The 19,573-nt window shown below is 39.5% G+C and carries 16 protein-coding genes; 11 read left to right on the plus strand and 5 right to left on the minus strand.

Annotated elements, in window-relative coordinates; genetic code table 11:
- Positions 1–535 precede the first annotated feature (535 nt).
- From H5092_RS08725 to H5092_RS08745, 5 genes are all read left to right on the plus strand, one after another.
- On the plus strand, positions 536–955 hold the full coding sequence (locus tag H5092_RS08725; protein WP_182733331.1) for a glycoside hydrolase family 19 protein: 420 nt from the start codon (positions 536–538) through the stop codon (positions 953–955).
- A gap of 42 nt (positions 956–997) precedes the next feature.
- Positions 998–1,603 (plus strand): hypothetical protein, encoded by a 606-nt coding sequence (locus H5092_RS08730; RefSeq protein WP_182711695.1) that lies wholly within the window; start codon positions 998–1,000, stop codon positions 1,601–1,603.
- A 35-nt stretch (positions 1,604–1,638) separates the two neighbouring features.
- Positions 1,639–1,983, plus strand: a complete 345-nt coding sequence (locus tag H5092_RS08735) for a sulfotransferase (RefSeq protein ID WP_310736007.1) — start codon at positions 1,639–1,641, stop codon at positions 1,981–1,983.
- 310 nt (positions 1,984–2,293) lie between these two features.
- Positions 2,294–3,001 carry an AraC family transcriptional regulator gene (locus tag H5092_RS08740; protein WP_182695406.1) on the plus strand — a complete coding sequence of 236 codons (708 nt, stop codon included), beginning with the start codon at positions 2,294–2,296 and terminating at the stop codon, positions 2,999–3,001.
- A gap of 101 nt (positions 3,002–3,102) precedes the next feature.
- A complete protein-coding gene (locus H5092_RS08745; RefSeq protein WP_182733332.1) occupies positions 3,103–4,029 on the plus strand; it encodes a DMT family transporter in 927 nt (308 codons plus the stop codon).
- Between the two features lie 362 nt (positions 4,030–4,391).
- Here the strand turns inward: H5092_RS08745 and H5092_RS08750 are convergent, their stop codons facing one another.
- Positions 4,392–5,369: a helix-turn-helix domain-containing protein gene (locus H5092_RS08750; RefSeq protein ID WP_182733333.1), complete on the minus strand. Its 978-nt coding sequence runs from the start codon at positions 5,367–5,369 to the stop codon at positions 4,392–4,394.
- A gap of 1,052 nt (positions 5,370–6,421) precedes the next feature.
- Here H5092_RS08750 and H5092_RS08755 point away from each other — a divergent pair.
- From H5092_RS08755 to H5092_RS08765, 3 genes are read left to right on the plus strand one after another with little or no spacing between them, the layout of a single operon-like run.
- Positions 6,422–8,275, plus strand: a complete 1,854-nt coding sequence (locus H5092_RS08755) for a CIA30 family protein (protein WP_182733334.1) — start codon at positions 6,422–6,424, stop codon at positions 8,273–8,275.
- Between the two features lie 28 nt (positions 8,276–8,303).
- The gene (locus tag H5092_RS08760) at positions 8,304–9,344 is read left to right on the plus strand and encodes a sensor histidine kinase (protein WP_182733335.1); all 1,041 of its coding nucleotides are present in this window, start codon (positions 8,304–8,306) and stop codon (positions 9,342–9,344) included.
- A complete protein-coding gene (locus H5092_RS08765; RefSeq protein ID WP_024597345.1) occupies positions 9,341–10,129 on the plus strand; it encodes a LytTR family DNA-binding domain-containing protein in 789 nt (262 codons plus the stop codon). Before H5092_RS08760 ends, H5092_RS08765 begins: the two co-directional genes overlap by 4 nt.
- Positions 10,130–10,142: 13 nt before the next feature.
- Here the strand turns inward: H5092_RS08765 and H5092_RS08770 are convergent, their stop codons facing one another.
- A complete protein-coding gene (locus H5092_RS08770; protein ID WP_024597346.1) occupies positions 10,143–10,547 on the minus strand; it encodes a hypothetical protein in 405 nt (134 codons plus the stop codon).
- A gap of 268 nt (positions 10,548–10,815) precedes the next feature.
- On the opposite strand from H5092_RS08770, the gene uvrA reads away from it, so the two are divergent.
- Positions 10,816–13,374: an excinuclease ABC subunit UvrA gene (gene uvrA / locus H5092_RS08775; RefSeq protein ID WP_182733336.1), complete on the plus strand. Its 2,559-nt coding sequence runs from the start codon at positions 10,816–10,818 to the stop codon at positions 13,372–13,374.
- Positions 13,375–13,426: 52 nt separating this feature from the next.
- Here the strand turns inward: uvrA and H5092_RS08780 are convergent, their stop codons facing one another.
- The 3 genes from H5092_RS08780 to H5092_RS08790 form a co-directional block, all read right to left on the minus strand.
- The gene (locus H5092_RS08780) at positions 13,427–13,918 is read right to left on the minus strand and encodes a DUF2798 domain-containing protein (RefSeq protein ID WP_182733337.1); all 492 of its coding nucleotides are present in this window, start codon (positions 13,916–13,918) and stop codon (positions 13,427–13,429) included.
- A gap of 80 nt (positions 13,919–13,998) precedes the next feature.
- Positions 13,999–14,616 carry a LysE family translocator gene (locus tag H5092_RS08785; RefSeq protein ID WP_024595057.1) on the minus strand — a complete coding sequence of 206 codons (618 nt, stop codon included), beginning with the start codon at positions 14,614–14,616 and terminating at the stop codon, positions 13,999–14,001.
- Positions 14,617–14,687: 71 nt separating this feature from the next.
- Positions 14,688–17,150: a prolyl oligopeptidase family serine peptidase gene (locus H5092_RS08790; RefSeq protein WP_182733338.1), complete on the minus strand. Its 2,463-nt coding sequence runs from the start codon at positions 17,148–17,150 to the stop codon at positions 14,688–14,690.
- Between the two features lie 166 nt (positions 17,151–17,316).
- Between H5092_RS08790 and H5092_RS08795 the strand changes: the two genes are divergently transcribed.
- Together H5092_RS08795 and H5092_RS08800 are read left to right on the plus strand one after the other, a co-directional pair.
- Positions 17,317–18,312, plus strand: a complete 996-nt coding sequence (locus tag H5092_RS08795; RefSeq protein ID WP_182733339.1) for a LacI family DNA-binding transcriptional regulator — start codon at positions 17,317–17,319, stop codon at positions 18,310–18,312.
- A complete protein-coding gene (locus H5092_RS08800; RefSeq protein ID WP_182733340.1) occupies positions 18,309–19,538 on the plus strand; it encodes a glycosyltransferase in 1,230 nt (409 codons plus the stop codon). The genes H5092_RS08795 and H5092_RS08800 overlap by 4 nt, the downstream gene beginning before the upstream one ends.
- Positions 19,539–19,573: the final 35 nt, after the last annotated feature.

Here is a 19,573-nt window from a genome sequence, read left to right on the forward strand (position 1 = left end):
TTCAGCTAATGTTCCCTTGAAGGGGCCACATAGTGAGTGGTATAGTTACTAAAGGATAAAAATTAAAGGATTAAAATGTTAATATTTAAAGAACTAAACTTAGTAAATATAACAAGGTTAACTAATAGTGTTGGTCACGGTGCTAGGAATGCCCCACTAGATGTTTTAGTACTACAAAGGCTTTTATTAGGTACACAAAAAAGTATTTCGGTAAAAAAGTACTAAAGCCCGATGGATATTATGGTAGTAAAACTGAAGAGCAACTAAAGCTATTTCAATCCGCTGCATTGGGTAATAAACACCCAAGTAAAAAAGTTATACCTGATGATTTAACTCACAAAGCACTTGTAGCCTCATTAAGTCAGAACTTTCTAAAAAAGCACAAAGAAGCTGCCCTTTTAAATCAAGTTCAAGTTATTGATTATGAACACTTCATTAAAATATATAAAAAGCAGTTCCCTAATGAGCAAGCATTTAATGATCTAAAAAAACTCTTGATTGAATGTGTAATGGATCCTCACATTACCGATATCCGATGGATTGCTTACATGTTAGCGTACACGATGTTCCAACTACTTCAACTGTAGAAAAAAACATATATTACGGAAGGGGTTATGTACAATTAACATGGGATTATAATTATAAAAAGGTTGGCGATGCTTTAGGGCTTGGAGATAAGCTCTATATAAATCCAGACCTAGCACTTAATCATAAAATTGCATATGCAATAATGTCTTATGGCATGCGAGAAGGTTTATTTGCTAAAGCGAAGCTAGGCCAATTTATATCAGGTGCAACTTCTAATTATATTGGAGCTAGGAGAATAATTAATGGTCAAGATCACGCTTTAGAGATTGCTAATGACGCTATAATTTTTGAGCGACTATTGAAAGCGTCACGAGGTACATTTGAATTTGAAAAGTTATTATTCTCAACAAATGTAGCGTTAGCTTAATACACATATACTTTTATGGATTAACTCTTGGTGAAATTAAATATGACCTTATTTGTTATGATCTTTTTATTATGCTCGCATGTTAATGCCGCTTCACTCAATGCAGATATTAAGAATAATAAACCCTTAAAAATGCAGATACCCTCTGGTCAAAAGTTGCCTCTAGATTTTGAGCTATTAACTCAAAAAAAGCTTCTTGGCTCACTAAATAAAAACGACAACTGTTCTATCAAAGACGAACATCATAACAATCGATTTGTCTCAGTTTTTAAGCTAAGTTCGGGTGATAAATTGCTTGCATTAGCTTGCAACACTGGAGCATATCAAGACAGTTACTTGACCTATTATGTCAAGACGTTAACTAACATGGCTTACCCCATAACTTGGTCAGAACCTACTTTTATTGATAATAAGTGGGAGCTAAAGCAAACTAATTTAATTACCGGCAGTATTGAAGTTAGTGAAATAGGGAATGAATTAAAGTCTCTGCGCTTATACTCTGCTTTTGGCTCTTGCGGTTATAAGGTCAATTACACCATTTCGTTCCCACAACTGATTAATCTAAAACCTAATTTAATACATGCAGACAACGATTGTGGTAATGGCATTTTAGTTGACGAGTGGCCAGTAATTTCCAATTCAAAATAACATCGCTAGTAATTATATTAAGGTCATATACTAATGTGATAAATGCCCCCAGTATGGGGGATTTATCTTTTTTAAATAGCCGCTTTTATAAACTCATGCAGCACTTTAGCGCCCTGCATAGCAATATAAAATTAGTAAAATACGAAAAACTAGTCGCCCAGCCCGAGCAGCAAATAAAAGAGCTAGTTAGCTTTTGTAATTTAGAATGGCAAGCACAGTGTATAGATTTTCACTTAAACACCGCACCGGTCTCTACCGCCAGTAAAGTACAAGTACGCCAACCACTTAACAATAAAGCAATCGGCCGTTGGAAAGCATTTAAGCCCCATACTGATAAAGCAGAGGAGTACCTTTTAAAACAAGGTATTAGTATTGAGTAAACGCTTTATTTTACCGGTAAGAGACGCCAAATAAGAGGCTTTGTGTAAGTGTAGGTCGGATAAGCGAAGCGCCATCCGACACAGTAAAATACCTTGCCAATTATTATCAACATTTTATGTTGTGGAGTGGCGGAGAATGCCAACAGCAGATATTACCTTTCAAAGCCTTTAGTGGGACTGCTAAGCCACCATTGCAGTCATTGAGGTTTAAGTTAAAGAGCCAATAAAACTAACACTTCACTTTGTCATCCATTGCTCTACTATGTATAACCAAAATCAGGATAAAATAAGGCCATACATTTCTGTTATTATGAAAAATCTATTATCCATTCGTTCTTATAGCACAAAACCAACCCGTCACTCACATCACTTTAATCAATTGGTTTTACCTTTACGTGGTGTCATAAATATATGCGTTGGTGATTTCAATGGTAAAGTTGCGCCAAGTGAATGTGTTGTAGTTAAAGCCAATGAAGAGCACTTGTTCACTGCAGATACTGAAGCTAGATTTGTAGTTGTGGACATGAAAAACCTACCCCTAAATATTTCATCTTCTCACTGTATTGTTTTTGCAATTAACTCAGCCCTTAAAAGTTACTTAACCTTTATCGAAAACCAATTAGAAAATAAAGTTAATGCTCAATTAGAACAGGCGATGTTTGAAATGTTCAGTTTACTGCTTGCAGAGCAACCTTTATTGTCAAAAGTAGATAACCGTATTGGTACAGCAATATCCTTCATAGAGCAAAATATTGCAGAGCAACTTCACATTAAACGCCTGGCTGAATCTGCTTTTCTAAGCGAAACGCAGTTTAAGAAACTATTTAAGCAACAAACAAATATGACTGTGATGAAATACGTAACCAAACTTCGTATGGAAAAAGCGCAAGCTTTACTAACACACACAGATTATCCACTATCAATCATTGGTGAAAAAGTAGGCTACAAAGAGCCGTCAGCCTTTAGCCGAAAGTTTTCACAATTCTTTGGCCTACCACCTAATAAATTCAAAAAGTAAACTTAGTCTTTATTGTCAACGATAGCGTCTTAATTGTTAAAAACTCCTTTCATCATTAGCATACAATTTCTGTATTGAAATAATAAAAAACAGGTTTCACAATGGAAAGTCATCACGGAAGTTTTAAAGGTGTAATTGCTATCATTATTGCTAGTTTTTTGTGGGGAACAACAGGCACCGCAGCAAGCTATTCCCCTGATGTGAGTTCGTTTGCAATTGGTGCATTCTCTATGGGAATAGGGGGAGTGCTACTTGTTATTACAGCACGAAAAACGTTATTTATAGATTATAAGCTCATGATTTCAAAGCCTAAGGTATTACTTTTAGGTGCCGCTTCTGTCGCTATCTATCCATTAGCATTTTATACTTCAATGCGTTTATCAGGTGTTGCAATTGGCACTGTAGTTTCAATTGCTACGGCACCTTTTTTTGCTGCAATCCTTGAAAGCCTAATTAGTAAAAAAAATATATCACTGGAATGGGTACTGAGTTTTGTTATTGGAGCTATAGGTATTACTTTATTAACGTTAGGTAGAGATCAGAGTAATGATCCTTCATACAGTATTAATCAACAGAGCCTGGGTATTCTTTTGGGGTGTATTGCTGGATTAACCTATGCAGGTTATTCATGGGCAGCAAGGAGTTTAATTGAAAGTGGAGTTCATTCGAAATCGTCAATGTCAGGACTGTTTGGTTGTGCTGCTTTATTGTTACTCCCTTCATTATGGTTTACAGGTGATAACTTATTTTCAAGCGCAACCAATGCATTGGTATCTTTGTATATGGCAGTAATTCCAATGTTTTTAGGATACTTATTATTTGGTTTTGGCTTGAATTATATAAATGCAAGTAAAGCGACATTAATTACCTTAATAGAACCATTAGTTGCAACTGTTTTAGCCGTTTTCGTTATTGGTGAAAGGTTTAAGATAATTGGTTGGATAGGTGTGGCTTTGGTATCACTATGCCTATTAATGCAAACCATCAAACCTCAAAAGCAATTAAGAGTACCTATTAAATCTATGTAGCTTAAGAGCATTGACAATGCTTTTAAAAGCTTACCATAGGGTATAATTCATTTATATAAAGTAAAAAACATGAACGCTCGTAACGAACGTTCATAAAATGTAATAACCAAGGAGACGAGTATTGACTTCATACATCATAATTTCTCACAGTCTGCCTCACGCTCACAGCCGAACTTCGCTAAAGTGCCATTTATAGTATTTGAATTTAGGTCTAGATTGATGATCGTAAATGCCAGCATAGCGGTTGTTCAAGTATTTATATTTAGATGACTTATTTGTATCCCCCTAATCTCTGCCATATTAGAAAGTTACTGGTTAAGATTAGGTTTTTGTATCGCTGATAAAGATGCATATCATGTTCATCACTCTTCTTTATCCAGCAACTCCATTAATCCAACCAGTGCAGCGAAAAGTACAGCCCCTACAGGCCAAATTATCCAAGTTACGCCCCAATCCATAGTCCATAAGCTCCAACCAAGAAAGATAGCGATTAGCAAAGGCCAGTAGAATGCAGCGAGTTTTTCAGCACGTTTTACACGTCTACTCTTTACGGTATCTAGAGGCCCATCTTTTAGAATATTGTTATAAGCCTCGTATTTAGCCGCAACAGGAGACACAATGTATATCCCAGCGGCTATGATGAGCATAAGTACAATTAGCATCATTAGAGTTATACTTGGGCCTCTGAAAAGCATACTAGCAAACATAAGAGGTGCAAAACTGATAATGAACATAAATATACCCAACGATAATCTTCGATTATAGGTAGGTCTGAACTTTGTTAATTTTTCATTGAAAACACCATGTACACCATAGGCTAATTCAAATGCTTCATTATCTATTACCGCTATATCGCTTTCATATTGGTTGGCTCTGAGAAAAAAATTTATTCCCATAGAGACCATAACTACAATACACACAACTCCTATCGCTGCTGCGATATTGCCTGTCAGGTTCAATCGATTGGTTTCAGCCATTGCCAAGAAGAAAAACAAAGGTACTACTGAGCATAAACAAAGTATAACTCCTTTAGTGATTAAGGCCGACACTTCCATCTTATTTTCAATATATTTTGCTGCTTGTTCTAAACTAATTTGAATGATATCAGGCTTTTTATTTTCATCATGAGAATTAAAAGCTTCATTCTCATCTCTTAGTAGAAAGTCAGTAGATACGTCAAAAAGCTCCGCCAACATAATTATCCTATTTAAATCAGGTATGCTATTAGTGCTTTCCCACTTAGACACTGACTGCCTAGAAACATTCATCTTTTCAGCCAATTCTTCCTGCGACCAACCAACTTGTTTTCTTAATCTGACAATCTTTTCTGCTAAAATCATAAAGTTCATTCCTTCATTTGTTGTTGAGCGGTAAGCATAGAAAGTCAGGTAGTTGCAGACCAGCAAGTCAAGTTGTTAATTTGTCAACCAGCGGTTGCAATTAGGCTAAACAGCTAAATTTAAACATTTTATTTGGTGCTAGCAAGTTAGTTTTTCATTTTGAGAGTCGAACCAAATCAGACATCCTAAATATAACTAAGCTGTCAATCTATGGCAAAATTTCCCCATCAGACAGGTCTTCCAGCCCAAAAGCTTTAAAGGTGCCCGTTTGATCCAATTTTGTCACTCGTTTAGGGAAGAGTTTAGTGTTTAATTGCTAAAATCACCTATAGCATAACTAGGGCATCCATAATTAAACCACCTCAAAAAAAGAATGTTAGGAATGGGTCAATTTTGTTGGCTAACGGTTGCTCGATTTAAGTTGTTAATTTACATTATTATTGATAATTTTCAGTAATTTGACATGATTAATTCATTAGAAATCTGTGTAAAAATTAAATGCTAGCGTCTTCTATACTCACAAAGCGATCTTGAAACCGAATTCATTACTGACTGCTTTAGGCTCAAATGAACATCAAGTGATGGAAGTTCAAAGGCAGCAACGAGCTTACACTAGCCCCTCAAACATGCAGTATATATTGGTTTGAATTACCAATAATCTGTTTATTCTTTTACAAAAACTAATGTCAGCTTTCGGCTAATAGTTAGCTTTAGTAAAGCAGGTTCGAACGTCAGCTATAGAGAAAAATGGATTCCAATTACAAGATGCTTGAGCGGCTGTTAATCGCTCCTAGCCGCCTTTAAAAGTCATTCAAACAAGATTAAATTTTAAAACCCTGTCTTAAAATAGGCATACCCGCCGCAGGGATCTATCGCTAATTCATAATATTTAGTTCAGTTAGTCTGAGCGCACCACTACGTTTATTTACTTTAGTGTCGGTTCAACGGCAAATAATGTCGATTCAGATAAACATTAATGAAGCAGGTTAAAAAACTCGCTAAATTCCTTATCAACAAAACGCCAAATACTTATTTTGATAAGGAATATAGTCATGAACATTATTACAAAAACAGTTATAGCACTGAGTTTAACAAGCCACTTTAGTGCGCATGCCATTGACCTGCGAGTCGACAACATTCGTGTATACCAAAGTAATTCGCAAAGCTTTTCTGCGCCGAGTTCGCTTTATATTGACGATGGTAAAATTGTAAACGTTGCCAAAGCGACCGACCCACTACAAAACGCCGATAAAACTATTGATGCCAACAACCAATATGCAATACCTGGTTTAATTGATTTACATGTACATTTGGGTTCATCAGGCAGTAACTTTACTGAGTTTCAGTATTTGCCGGTTAAATCACACTTTAATTCTAATTTGTATTTAGGCGTAACTAACATTGTTGATTTGTTTTCGTTTGAGCAAACCCTAAACGAAGCCGCTCAATTAGAAGAAGCCCAACTAACCCCTAACCTTTTTTATGCAGGTACATTGTTTACCAACCCTGGCGGGCATGGCACGCAGTTTGGTGGCAACGCTTACGAAATTGCCAAAAATGAAGACATAGCAGCGCTATGGAAAAAACATATAAGCACCCAACCCCATGTAACTAAAGCGGTTATTGAAACCTTTGGCGGTGTGGGTAAATCGTTGACTGATAGCCAATTAAGCGATCTTGGTAAGCGCTCTAAAGCGGCTAATTTACCGTATTTTGTGCATGTTTCTACACTAGATGATGGCAAACGCGCTATTAAGGTCGGTGCAACGGCTTTAGCCCACGGTATTAATAGCGAAGCGATAGATGATGAGTTTATTACGCTAATGAAACAGCATAATGTAACCTACATTCCTACCCTTGCGGTGTACCACAACCATAGCGATGAAAAGCATAACCATACTATTAGCTCACAAAACGAGTTACTAAAAACCATTCCCGAAAAGCTTCAAGAGTGCTTGTTTGAAAATGTGCCTGCGCCTTCAAAATGGAAAGAACAAGCATGGAGTAAACGTAAAACCGCTTATGCAAATATTCAAAAGTTACATAAAGCTAATATCACTATAGGCACCGGCTCTGATGCCGGAAACCCATACACAATCCATGGTACAGGGTTACATAACGAGTTAGATGCACTTAAAAAAGCGGGCCTAACTAATGGTGAAATAATTAATGCGGCAACGGTTAACGGCGCACAAGCGATCAATAAAGCAGATAGTATTGGTAAGCTTGCTAAAGGCTTTGAGGCAAGCTTTATACTGCTTAAGCAAAACCCACTTGATGATATAAACCATATTCACACTATCTCAGAGGTTTATAAAGCAGGTATACAAGTAGACCGCCCAGCGCTTATTGCTCAAAACAAAGCCATAAAGCCACAAGGCCCCACTTGTAATGAAGTAATTAAAAGCAGCCAAGCGCAGCATGTTATTGATGATTTCACCGGTGATACACCATGGCAAGCCTTAAGCGACTCGGTAATGGGTGGTCAATCTGTGGCAACGCTTACCACGCATAAAAATAGCTTAACTATAGATACAACTATTACAAAGCCAACAAGCTTTGGCGCGTGGGCAGGCGCTGAAATAAAATTTACATCACCGGCTGATGCTTCAGCATTTAAAGGTGTGCGCTTAACGTATAAAGGGTCTACCACGCCTTTTGCTTTGTCTGTTTATCATAGTGATGTAAAGGATTGGGATCACTTTAGTGTACTTTTAAAGCCGCGCGATGAATGGACCACGCTTGATATTCCCTTCACTACACTTAAACAATTTGGTTTTGGTAGCCCAGTTACGTGGTCGGCAACAGAATTAACTGGGGTTAACTTAATGTGGCGTAAAATGCCAGGCGCAAGCATTGAGTCATTAAAAAACACACTACAAATCAAAGAGCTAACTTACTTTTAAATGAGTAGCAGTCAAAACACAAAATCATTTGGGTTTTGACTGTTTTTTGTTATGGTTTAATCACTTACAAAAAGAAGCACCTATTATGCTCAAACATCCATTTTATAAATACAGCTTTTTTACTCTACTTATTGTAGATATTGCTTATGCCCTTGGGCTAATAATCGCGAACTCCGCCCCCTTTACTACTGGTAGTGCACTCGCTGCAACTGTGTGGTTCGTAACTTTTTACTGGGTTCCTGTTTGGAGTGCGGCAGCAGTTATTTTTTACCTTCGCAATAAACACATTAACAAAATAGCATTTGAATGGTTAATTGCAGTTGTATTTATGGCACTTGGTAATGTGCTTACCGATATATTACTCACACAGCTTTTTGATGGGCATAAATCGATGGGAGTATTTGTTGTATTTAACGGCTTACTTTGGGGATCGTGTATTTACTTTACCAGTATTTTTATTGAAAACAAAAAACGCGCAACAGCCGAAAAACACGCACTTAAACAAGCCCAACTTGCTACATTACGATATCAACTAAACCCTCATTTTATGTTTAATAGCTTAAATACAATTTCGGCCTATATTCATACAAACCCTGATTTAGCCGATGAAGTACTGCATGAACTTGCTGATATTTTAAGGTACTCCCTTGATACCGCCGAGCAACAGCAAATACCTTTACAGCAAGAGCTTACAATAATAGAAAAATACTTAAATATTGAAAAAGCACGCTTTGGCGATAAACTTCAGGTTAATTACCATATTCCCAATAGGCTTAAAGACATATCGCTACCACCGCTACTTATTCAGCCAATTATTGAAAACGCCATTAAACACAACGCCAACCAAACTTCTCTAATACTTAATATAACCCTGAGTGAGCTTCCAAACGGCGTTAAAATACAAATTAGCGATAATGGTAAGGGTTTTTCGAGCGATGTAATAAAGCACGGGCATGGCAATGGTGTAGGGATGAAAAACATACTCAAGCGCGTCAAACAACTTGGTAAAAGTAAGGTACTACTGAGCAATAATAATGGTGCAGTGGTTACGTTGGAGCTAGCACTATGAACAGCAAAAACCAGCAACATACTATTACTAAAATGCGCGTATTATTTGCCGATGACGAGCTTCCCGCTCGCGAAAAATTAAGCCATCAATTAAGTTTAATGGAGCATGTTGAATTGGTGGCTATGGCTACAAATGGCAAAGAGGCTATTACATTAATCAATGAGTTGACCCCTGATGTGGTATTACTTGATATTCAAATGCCTGAAATTAACGGCCTTGAGCTTATTGATTTACTTAACTACCAGCCCATTATTATTTACACAACCGCGTATGACCAATTTGCTATTGAAGCTTTTGAGCACGCCTCAACTGACTACTTACTCAAACCTTTTCCTATTGCTAGGCTAAAAAAAGCTCTCGCCAAAGCGCAGCAGCAACTAGAGCAACAACGTGCACATACCCTAGTCAATCACGAACCCAACGAGCAAACGTTTACATTAACCAAAAACACTATAAATAAGCTCATTAGTAAAAACGGTGAGCGGATATTTTTACTCTCCCCTAGTAATATTAAATTTATTAAATCGGAGCAGGGCAATAGTTTGGCGTGGAATGGCGATACATTTCATCATTTAAGCGATACACTTGATCAGCTTGAGCATGCTTTAGCAGCACATAACTTTGTACGAATCCACCGCAGTTATTTGGTTAATATTGACCACATTAAAGAAATACAGCGCTGGTTTAATGGCAAACTTATGGTGATTGTAAATGACGATATTAAATCTGAACTAAGCACCAGCAGAGCCGGTGCAGATAAGTTAAAGCAATTGCTGCATATTTAACTTATCCAATATGCTACTGGTCGTTACTCGAATACACACTTAAAATAGGGAATTTATAATCGGCAAACGATACAGTTACCGATTGTGTTTCGTTGCCTTTAAAACCGAGTTTAAATTCCATTGGCATAAATCGGCTGCCGTCAGCAAAAAGTGCAAGTAAGTGCTCCTCGCCTAATTCTCGATTGCCCGACGATAAGTTAGTTAGCGTTATAACAGCCCAGCGTTCGCCCTCTTCATTGCTCATTAATACATAATTAACGATTTTAAAATCCCCTTTTTTAGGGGTTATGTTGCTATCGTTTGCAAACGATAAGTGCATGCTATTTGGTACTGCACGGTCAACATTTAGCGCTTTGATAGAGTCGGCTTGGCTTGCCCACGAAAGCACCAATAAAATGATCACTAAGGCTTTCTTCACTGTGAGTTCCTTTTTATTACCTAGTAAAATACCTAGTAAATTACCTAATAAATTACATAACAATAACTGTTTAAATTATATTCGCATTCCATACCTATTATGTAAACAAACAATCATCACAATTTTATCCAGCGCTTTGGCTGCGCCACTACAGACTAAGCGCTCATTCAGTGTGCTTGCGCTACTTTGAGGTAATAACGAGTGATAAGAGTAAATAATTCAAAGCTAACTTAAAGTAAAAAGCGCGATTAAACAGGAGTATAAACGTATGGCAAGCACACATAAAAACTCAACAACGGATTTATCTGATCCCAGTAACAGCATTCAAGTAAGAGGGGCGCGCGTTCACAACTTAAAAAATGTAGACGTTGATTTACCTCGTAACGCATTGGTTGTTTTTACAGGAATATCGGGCTCTGGAAAGTCGTCGCTTGCGTTTGGAACGCTGTTTGCTGAGTCGCAGCACCGTTACCTTGATTCAGTATCGCCGTACGCCCGAAGGTTGATAGATCAAGTTGATGAGCCCGATGTTGATTCTATTGAAGGGCTACCGCCTGCCGTTGCTTTGCAGCAGCAACGCGGCGCACCGTCGGTTCGCTCATCAGTTGGCAGCATAACAACTATTTCTAACGCGCTACGTATGCTTTACTCACGCGCAGGTGAATACCCAAAATACCAAGGTATACTTTATGCTGATGCGTTTTCGCCGAATACGCCACAAGGTGCGTGCCCAGAATGCTCAGGAATAGGCCGAGTGTTTGAAGTAACCGAAAAGCTACTTGTGCCAGACGATACAAAAACTATTCGCCAGCGCGCCATTGAAGCGTGGCCACCAGCATGGCAAGGTAAAAACCTAAGCCGTATTCTTACTTCCCTTGGTTATGACATAGACAAACCTTGGAACAAACTTTCTAAAAAAGCACGGGATTGGATTTTATTTACCGACGAAACACCTACTGTGCCGGTATACCCAGATTACACCTATGAGCAAACACAAAATGCGATAAAAAATAACGAAGATCCAAGCTACATGGGAACTTTTTCAAGCGCTAAACGCTTTGTTTTACAGTCTTTTGCTACTACCCAAAGCCCGCGTACTAAAAAGCGCGTATCACAGTTTATGCAGATATCGCAGTGCCCTACTTGCCAAGGTAAAAAATTAAAACAAGCATCGTTAAGTGTTAAATTTGCAGGGCTTGATATTGGCGAGCTATCTCAACTTACATTAAACGAGCTTGCTAAAAAACTAAGTAACGCCGCCAATACCAAAGTAAATAAAAATACAAAAAATCCAGAGCAAGCCATTGTTACGCAGCGCATTGCCAGTGACATTCTCACTCGTATTGAAGCACTAACCATGCTTGGTTTAGGGTACTTGTCGCTTGAGCGTACAACGCCAACGCTCTCACCCGGAGAACTACAACGATTGCGACTTGCCACACAAATTCGCTCTAAATTATTTGGGGTGGTTTACGTGCTAGATGAACCTTCAGCGGGTTTACACCCTGCAGACACTCAAGCACTTTTAAAAGCGCTCGACGAGTTAATAGCGGCTGGCAATTCTGTATTTGTTGTTGAGCACGATGTTAGCGTTGTTAAACATGCCGATTGGATTGTTGATGTAGGCCCTGATGCAGGTGTGCATGGTGGCAACATTATTTACAGCGGCCCTGTTGAAGGGTTAAGCAAAGTAAAAAATTCGCACACTGCCCGCCACCTTTTTGCTAAAAACGCCAGTCAAGAGTCTACTCAAAACAGCGCGCAAAAAAAGGAGCAAAGGCAGCCAAAAGCGTGGTTAAAATTAGCTGATATTGAGCGTAACAATCTTAAAAAACTCAATGCAGAATTTCCACTGGGTGTTATGACAACCGTTACTGGGGTTTCGGGCTCGGGTAAATCAAGCCTAGTAAGCCAAGCGTTAGTAGAACTTGTTTACGAAGCACTTGGGCAAAAAGTAATACCGGAAGCCCCCACCGACGAAGCCGACTTACTCGAACAAGAACTGCAAACACACACCAGCGGAAAAATCATTGAAGGAATAAATAATATAAGCCGCCTGATTACCGTCAATCAAAAAGCGATTGGCCGTACCCCTCGTTCAAATTTAGCTACCTACACGGGTTTGTTTGATCATGTGCGTAAACTATTTGCTTCAACCCAAAAAGCAAAAGAGCGCCGTTATGATGCTGGTCGCTTTTCATTTAATGTTGCTAAGGGTCGCTGTAAAAACTGTGAAGGCGTTGGCTTTGTGAGTATAGAGCTGCTGTTTTTACCTAGCGTTTATTCACCTTGCCAAGTGTGTCATGGCAAGCGCTATAACGAGCAAACACTAGAGGTTACATATCGTGATAAAAACATCAGCGATATTCTAAATTTAACGGTTGAATCGGCGCATACCTTTTTTGAAAACGAACCTGCAATACTAAGAGCACTCGATGCACTTATGCAAGTAGGTCTTGGGTATTTGCGTTTAGGACAACCTGCAACTGAGCTTTCGGGCGGTGAAGCCCAGCGTATTAAATTAGCAACTGAACTACAACGTGCACAGCGCGGCAACACTCTTTATATTCTTGATGAGCCAACCACAGGCCTGCACCCATCGGATGTATCAATGCTAATGTCGCAGTTAAATAAATTAGTAGATGCTGGCAATACCGTCATTATGGTTGAACACGATATGCAAGTAGCCCGTAATAGTGACTGGGTAATTGATGTAGGACCCGGTGCTGGCGAAGAAGGCGGCTTAATTGTAGCGCAAGGGAAACCTACAGAGGTAGCCCAATCTAAAATAAGCCGAACAGCACCTTTTTTGAATCGTGCAATTTAAAGAGCAGGTAAACACTAAATAACAAAAAAGAGCCAATGGCTCTTTTTTGTTATTAGCTTTTTAAAAAGCGTTCTATTTTAGGTTTTACCGTAACCGACATTATCAGCATTATAGTTAAACCTATTGGTAATGCGGCTAATAACCCTTCAGCCCATCCAGTTACAAATACACGCATATCTGCATAGCCAATATTATTAGTAGCGGTAACAAACGCCATAACCGACTCCATGATCAGCGCCATAAAAACACTAATCACTAAATTACGTTTTAGCTCGCTACTACTAGGAAATAACTTATTAACTAGCTTATGCATTAAGGTCATCATTACAAAACCAACAGGCGCCATAACCAATACTGCACTTATAAATGAGGTAAACCAATCTGCATAAAAATGCTCTGTAACACCCACATTCACATAAGTCATAATGCCAGTTAGAGTACCGCCAATTAAGGTAATAATACTTACCATAACCAGTATTTTATAAATTACAGGTGTTTTTTTAGGCTCAACCATTACTGGGTTTGCTGATACGGGTGTACTCATTTTTGGGCATGCCTTAAGCGTTAAATAGATGACAAAATCAACTATAACAAATTAATTGACAATATCAACCACTTTTTGAGCTAACCAAAAATAAGCCAAATTCCAACTAACCCCATTAAGCTACCAGCAATACGGTTCATCCATTTAATATTATCACCACGGCTTAAAAATAAACGTAAGCTTTTACCGCCTGTTGCGTAAGCTAACATACTTAAAAACTCGGTGGTCATTATAACACCAAGCAATACTAAAAGCTGAGGGGCTACAGCATGCTCAACACTTATAAAGGGTGGCAGTAGTGAAATCATAAACGCCCACCCTTTAGGGTTAGCAATTGCGGTTACAAAACCTTGCGTAAATAACGACTTCCTACTTACGTCACTTGGTTTTGAGGTATCGACCGACATTTTTCCTTTGGCTCGCCACATGTTAACGCCAATATAAATTAAGTACGCACCGCCTACCCACTTTAAAATAGCGAACGCATCTGGGTAATTTAGCATTACGCTTGCAACACCTAATACCGCAGCTATGGCAACACTTGCGACACCTAACAGCTCGCCTATCATCATCCATAATGTGCGGCGCACGCCAATGCTCATACCGAGTGTCATGGCAAGGGTCATACACATACCAGGCGTTATCGACACAAAAAAGAACGTAGGAATAAAAACCGCAAGTGCTGCTACATCAATCATTAATTTACTCTCATATTAAAAGCAAAAACGCGGCTATAAGTAGCCGCGCTGTTGCTTACTCATTTTTATTACTATTGACCAGCACTTACCACGGGGTCAGTAATAACCTCTACTGGCTCTGCTGTATCATTTAACAAATACTTATCTAACCACTGTTCTTGTTCCCACAACACATGTAATAAGCTTTTACGCGCACGGTAACCATGTGCTTCATAAGGGAGCATTACTAAGCGAGCATCTTTACCTAAACCTTTAAGGGCTGCGTACATGCGCTCACTTTGCATTGGGAAGGTTCCTGAATTAGGATCTTCTTGGCCATGGATCATTAGCATTGGCTCGTTAATTTTTTCAGCATGGAAAAACGGCGACATATCAGCGTACACACTTTGTGCTTGCCAAAAATCACGCTCTTCTCCTTGAAAACCAAACGGTGTTAATGTGCGGTTATACGCGCCACTGCGGGCAATACCTGTTTTAAATAAATCGCTATGAGCCAATAAGTTAGCAACCATAAATGCACCATACGAGTGCCCTGCTATGGCAATTTTGTTTTTATCGGCAATGCCTTTTTTAACTAATACATCAACAGCTGCTTGCGCACTTGATACTAACTGCTTTCTAAAGTTATCGTTTGGCTCGCTGCCATCAATACCCACTATTGGCATTTTAGGGTCGTCAAACACGGCAATCCCTTTAGCAAGGTAAGGCATTGGGCCCCAATAACCAATGTAGGTAAACGCATAAGGCGATTCGCGTACTTGCGATGCAACGGCTTTATCTTTGTATTCAAGTGGATAAGCCCACATAAGTACCGGTAACGGGCCTTGTGTTTTATCGTACCCTGGTGGTAAATAAAGCGTGCCCGAAAGCTCAACACCGTCGTCGCGTTTATAACGTAATTGCTCTTTAGTTACGCCTTTAAATGCAGGGTACGGGTGCTCAAATGTCGTTAGTTGCGTTAACGTGTCGTTATCTAAATCACGTATAAAAAAGTTAGGTTGCTCAGTTTTAGATTCGCGAATAGTAATAAAGCGCTCACCTTCGTCATCAAGTAGTGCACGAACACGCTCATAGTATGGCGCTTGTGATTGCCATAAACGCTTGCTGCTATTTGTTTTAACATCGTACCTATCTAAAAACGGCACATTACCTTGCTCTGAAGCACCATTACCGCGCAGGTAAATATAACGCCCGCCTACAATTTTAATTACGTTTGCGCCTAAATCGTTGCGCTCGTAAATGGCATTACCCGGGTCTTTGTACGCATCGTTGTAACTACGCTCTGAAAATAGCACGCGGTTTCTGTCGGCATTTCGTGGTTGCACTATGTAAGTACGTACTTGGCGATCGCTAAAGCGCCAGTCTGTCAGCATTGCTACGTTTTCGTTGCCCCACTCCATTCCCGCATAACGGCGCTCTACTTTGGCAAATAATTTAGGCTCGCGTTTAAATGGTGCACGTAAGCTGTAAACATAATCATGATGCTCAACGTCGGTTTTCATGTCGCCGCCATCTTGCGCCTCGGCCCAAATAACTTCAGCACCTTGATCGGCTCGCCATTCAAAATCACGGCGGCCAGTGCGTACACTGTCGTAACCTTGTGGAATATTATCGGCAAGTGGCTGTTTTGCCAGCTCTGCTAATGCATAGCCGCGCATGCCCCATATTTGCCACGTGCTTGCAAAGCGGCTGTAAGGCACTTGATACGAAAACGGCTCATTAATACCGGCAACTAAAATATTGGTAGAATCAGGTGATACTGAAAACGATTTAAATAAAGAAGGGCTACCTATTGCTTGAGTATTGCCATCAAGCGTTATGTAAGCCAATTGCCCTTGGCCGTAAAACTTAAACTGTGATTCATCAAACGGGCTGGTTAATAAATTTTGGTAAGTACGTGCTGGCGCTTTTTCGCCAGTACTTTGTTGAATAACAGGCACTACATTTTGGCTGTTATTTTCAAGCCTTGGTTTACCAAAATTAACAGCAAGATTTGCAACAATGGCGCTGCTATCTGGCAGCCATTTATATGGCGATGCAGTTAGTACCGAATTTAACGCAGCACTAGTTAACTCTTTTGCTTGTTTGGTTTCAACGCTGTAAAGCCATAAGTTGGCTTGGGTTGGTTGCTCAACAACAAAGGCTAAATATTTACTATTAGATGACCATTTAGGTGAGCGGATAATGCCATTAGGTAAGTTGTTAATGCTAATAACCGACCCGCTTTGAACATGCTTAAGCTCCACGGCACTAAATTTGGCACTCACACGAGAGCGCGAAAAATTAGCGGGGTTTAGCTTAATACCTGCAAGCTTAAGCTCTTCTTTTGCAAGTTCATCAAGGGTTACTACACGTTTGCGCTCAAAAAGCGCTAGCCACTGGCCATCGCTCGATAAGTAACTAGTGGGTGCTAACTTAGCGTCAACCAATGCTGCAAGTTCGGGTGATGGGGTTTGATAGCCCTGCTCGGCGTAACTTGTTGGGACTAATGCCGCACAACAAATAAAGACAACTAACAGCCTAAAAGCGCTCATGTTTTTATCCTTTTGTTATTTTTTACTCTTATAGGCGTATATAAACACGTTTTGCTTTGTTCATAAAGTATTAAGGTAAGTTATACACCTCTAAAAGATGACTTAATAGTGCTGATTAAGCTAAACTACAGCGCTATTTATTCACCACTGCGGTACTTAAAATACAATGCATAACAAAGCCAAATCAGTCACCATTTTTGATGTTGCAGAGCGTGCTGGTGTATCAAAATCAACCGTATCGTTGGTGCTTACCCAAAGCGATAAAGTGGGCAATAAAAGTAAACAAAAAATACTCAAAGCGATAGATGAGCTAGGGTACGTTTATAATCGTGATGCCGCTGCTATGCGCTCAAAACGCTCTAACTTAGTGGCCATAGTAATAAATGATTTAACTAACCCAGCTATGGCACACCTTGCTACCAGCTTAGAACTTTTGTTAAACGACAATGGCTTACAAGCCATGATTGTAAGCAGTAATAATAGCCTTGAGCTACAAGCAAACGCAGTTAAAAACTTAAAAGAATACAACGCGGCTGCATTTATTATTTGCCCCGTTGCTAATACTTGCCCCAAATGGCTTGATGCGCTCAGCGCGCAACACAAAGTAATTACCTTAATGAGTGAAGTGCCCTTTAGCGCAGCTCCGTGTGTATTACCCGACTATAAAAAAGCCAGCCACGTAGCCAGTATGCATTTACTCGCACAAGGCGTGACAAACATAGCATTTATAAGCAGTGAACTTACTTTAAGTGATTCACAAGCACTGCAAAGTGGCTTTAATACCGCATGCGCGCAGCACAGCATTACACCATTAGCACCCATTGACTGCGCAGTAAACACAGCCCTTAGCGCTAAAAATGCATTTATAGAAGCATATAAACACAACCCCACATTAAACGCAGTGGTGTGTGCAAACGATATTATTGCTCAAGGTGTTATTGCCGCTATTAACTCATTAACTCATCACTGTATTAAAGTAGTGAGTTGCCACCACATTCCTAATAGCGCGGTTATAAATAATCACTTAACCACCGTGGCTATTAGTACAACTGATATAGCTAAGCGGTGCCTTTTAATACTCCAAGAGCTACTACAAAATACAGCCCCGCCAGTAAAAACACTGGTAAATGTAAACTTACAAATTAGAGATTCTAGCCAATGAAAAAAGTGCTGGTAATTGGCTACGTATGGCCAGAGCCAAATTCGTCTGCTGCGGGAACGCACATGATGTCGTTATTAAATGCATTTAGAGCGCAAAACTGGGACGTTGAATTTGCAACGCCCGCGCAGCGCACCGACCACATGGTAAACCTTGACGACTTTGGTATAACCAGCCAAAGCATTGCACTAAACTGCGATAGCTTTGACGAATACGTTAAAGTTTATAACCCAGACATAGTCATGTTTGACCGTTTTATGATGGAAGAACAATTTGGCTGGCGCGTCGATAAACATTGCCCAAATGCCATTAAAATATTAGATACCGAAGATTTACAATGTTTGCGTAACGCTCGCCACGAAGCCTTTAAAGGTGAGCGCGAGTTTACAACCAGCGATTTACACTCAGACATAGCAAAACGAGAAATTGCCGCTATTTTACGCTGCGACCTAAGCTTAATTATTTCAAGTTATGAAATGAGCCTGCTAAACAGCGTATTTAAAATAGAGCCAAGCTTATTACACCATTTACCATTTATGGTCGATTTAAGCTCACTGCCTACAAGTACAAAAACGTTTGAGCAGCGCCAGCACTTTATGACCATAGGTAACTTTAGACACGCACCAAACTGGGATGCTGTACTTTACTTACAAAAAATATGGCCACTTATTCGCAAGCAACTCCCAAAAGCAGAACTACATATTTATGGCTCCTACCCACCACCAAAAGCCACGGCACTAAATAACCCTAAAACAGGGTTTTTAATAAAAGGCTGGGCCGATAATGCGTTTGATGTAATGCAAAGCGCACGCGTATGTTTAGCACCACTTCGTTTTGGTGCAGGCATTAAAGGTAAATTACTTGAAGCCATGATTATGCAAACACCCAGCGTTACCACCTATATTGGTGCAGAGGGCATGCATAACGATTTACCATGGCCTGGTAAAATAGCCAACACCGCCGACGATTTTGCCAATGCTGCTGTTGAAATGTACACCAATCAAAGTGACTTTGAACAAGCGCAGCAAGATGGCAACACGCTCCTTAATACGCTTTACGATAAAGCACAATTGAGTACGGTGTTAATTAAAAAAATCGATTCAATAAGTAGCGATTTAGAGGCTCATCGCGAAAAAAACTTTACAGGCCAAATGCTCAAACATCATACAATGCGCAGCACTCAATACATGTCGCAATGGATAGCTGAAAAAAATAAAAAATTAGATTAAAAATGACTAGACACACACCAATTAGTGTTTAAAAT

Source organism: Pseudoalteromonas sp. SR41-7, assembly GCF_014163935.1.
Taxonomy (GTDB): Bacteria; Pseudomonadota; Gammaproteobacteria; order Enterobacterales; family Alteromonadaceae; genus Pseudoalteromonas; species Pseudoalteromonas distincta.

Coding starts and splice junctions, on each gene's coding strand:
- uvrA (WP_182733336.1), top strand. CDS start 10,816: ATGGCAAGCACACATAAAAACTCAACAACGGATTTATCTGATCCCAGT.
- H5092_RS08785 (WP_024595057.1), bottom strand. CDS start 14,616: ATGATTGATGTAGCAGCACTTGCGGTTTTTATTCCTACGTTCTTTTTT.
- H5092_RS08740 (WP_182695406.1), top strand. CDS start 2,294: ATGAAAAATCTATTATCCATTCGTTCTTATAGCACAAAACCAACCCGT.
- H5092_RS08765 (WP_024597345.1), top strand. CDS start 9,341: ATGAACAGCAAAAACCAGCAACATACTATTACTAAAATGCGCGTATTA.
- H5092_RS08780 (WP_182733337.1), bottom strand. CDS start 13,918: ATGAGTACACCCGTATCAGCAAACCCAGTAATGGTTGAGCCTAAAAAA.
- H5092_RS08725 (WP_182733331.1), top strand. CDS start 536: ATGGATTGCTTACATGTTAGCGTACACGATGTTCCAACTACTTCAACT.
- H5092_RS08790 (WP_182733338.1), bottom strand. CDS start 17,150: ATGAGCGCTTTTAGGCTGTTAGTTGTCTTTATTTGTTGTGCGGCATTA.
- H5092_RS08795 (WP_182733339.1), top strand. CDS start 17,317: ATGCATAACAAAGCCAAATCAGTCACCATTTTTGATGTTGCAGAGCGT.
- H5092_RS08730 (WP_182711695.1), top strand. CDS start 998: ATGACCTTATTTGTTATGATCTTTTTATTATGCTCGCATGTTAATGCC.
- H5092_RS08745 (WP_182733332.1), top strand. CDS start 3,103: ATGGAAAGTCATCACGGAAGTTTTAAAGGTGTAATTGCTATCATTATT.
- H5092_RS08800 (WP_182733340.1), top strand. CDS start 18,309: ATGAAAAAAGTGCTGGTAATTGGCTACGTATGGCCAGAGCCAAATTCG.
- H5092_RS08750 (WP_182733333.1), bottom strand. CDS start 5,369: ATGATTTTAGCAGAAAAGATTGTCAGATTAAGAAAACAAGTTGGTTGG.
- H5092_RS08755 (WP_182733334.1), top strand. CDS start 6,422: ATGAACATTATTACAAAAACAGTTATAGCACTGAGTTTAACAAGCCAC.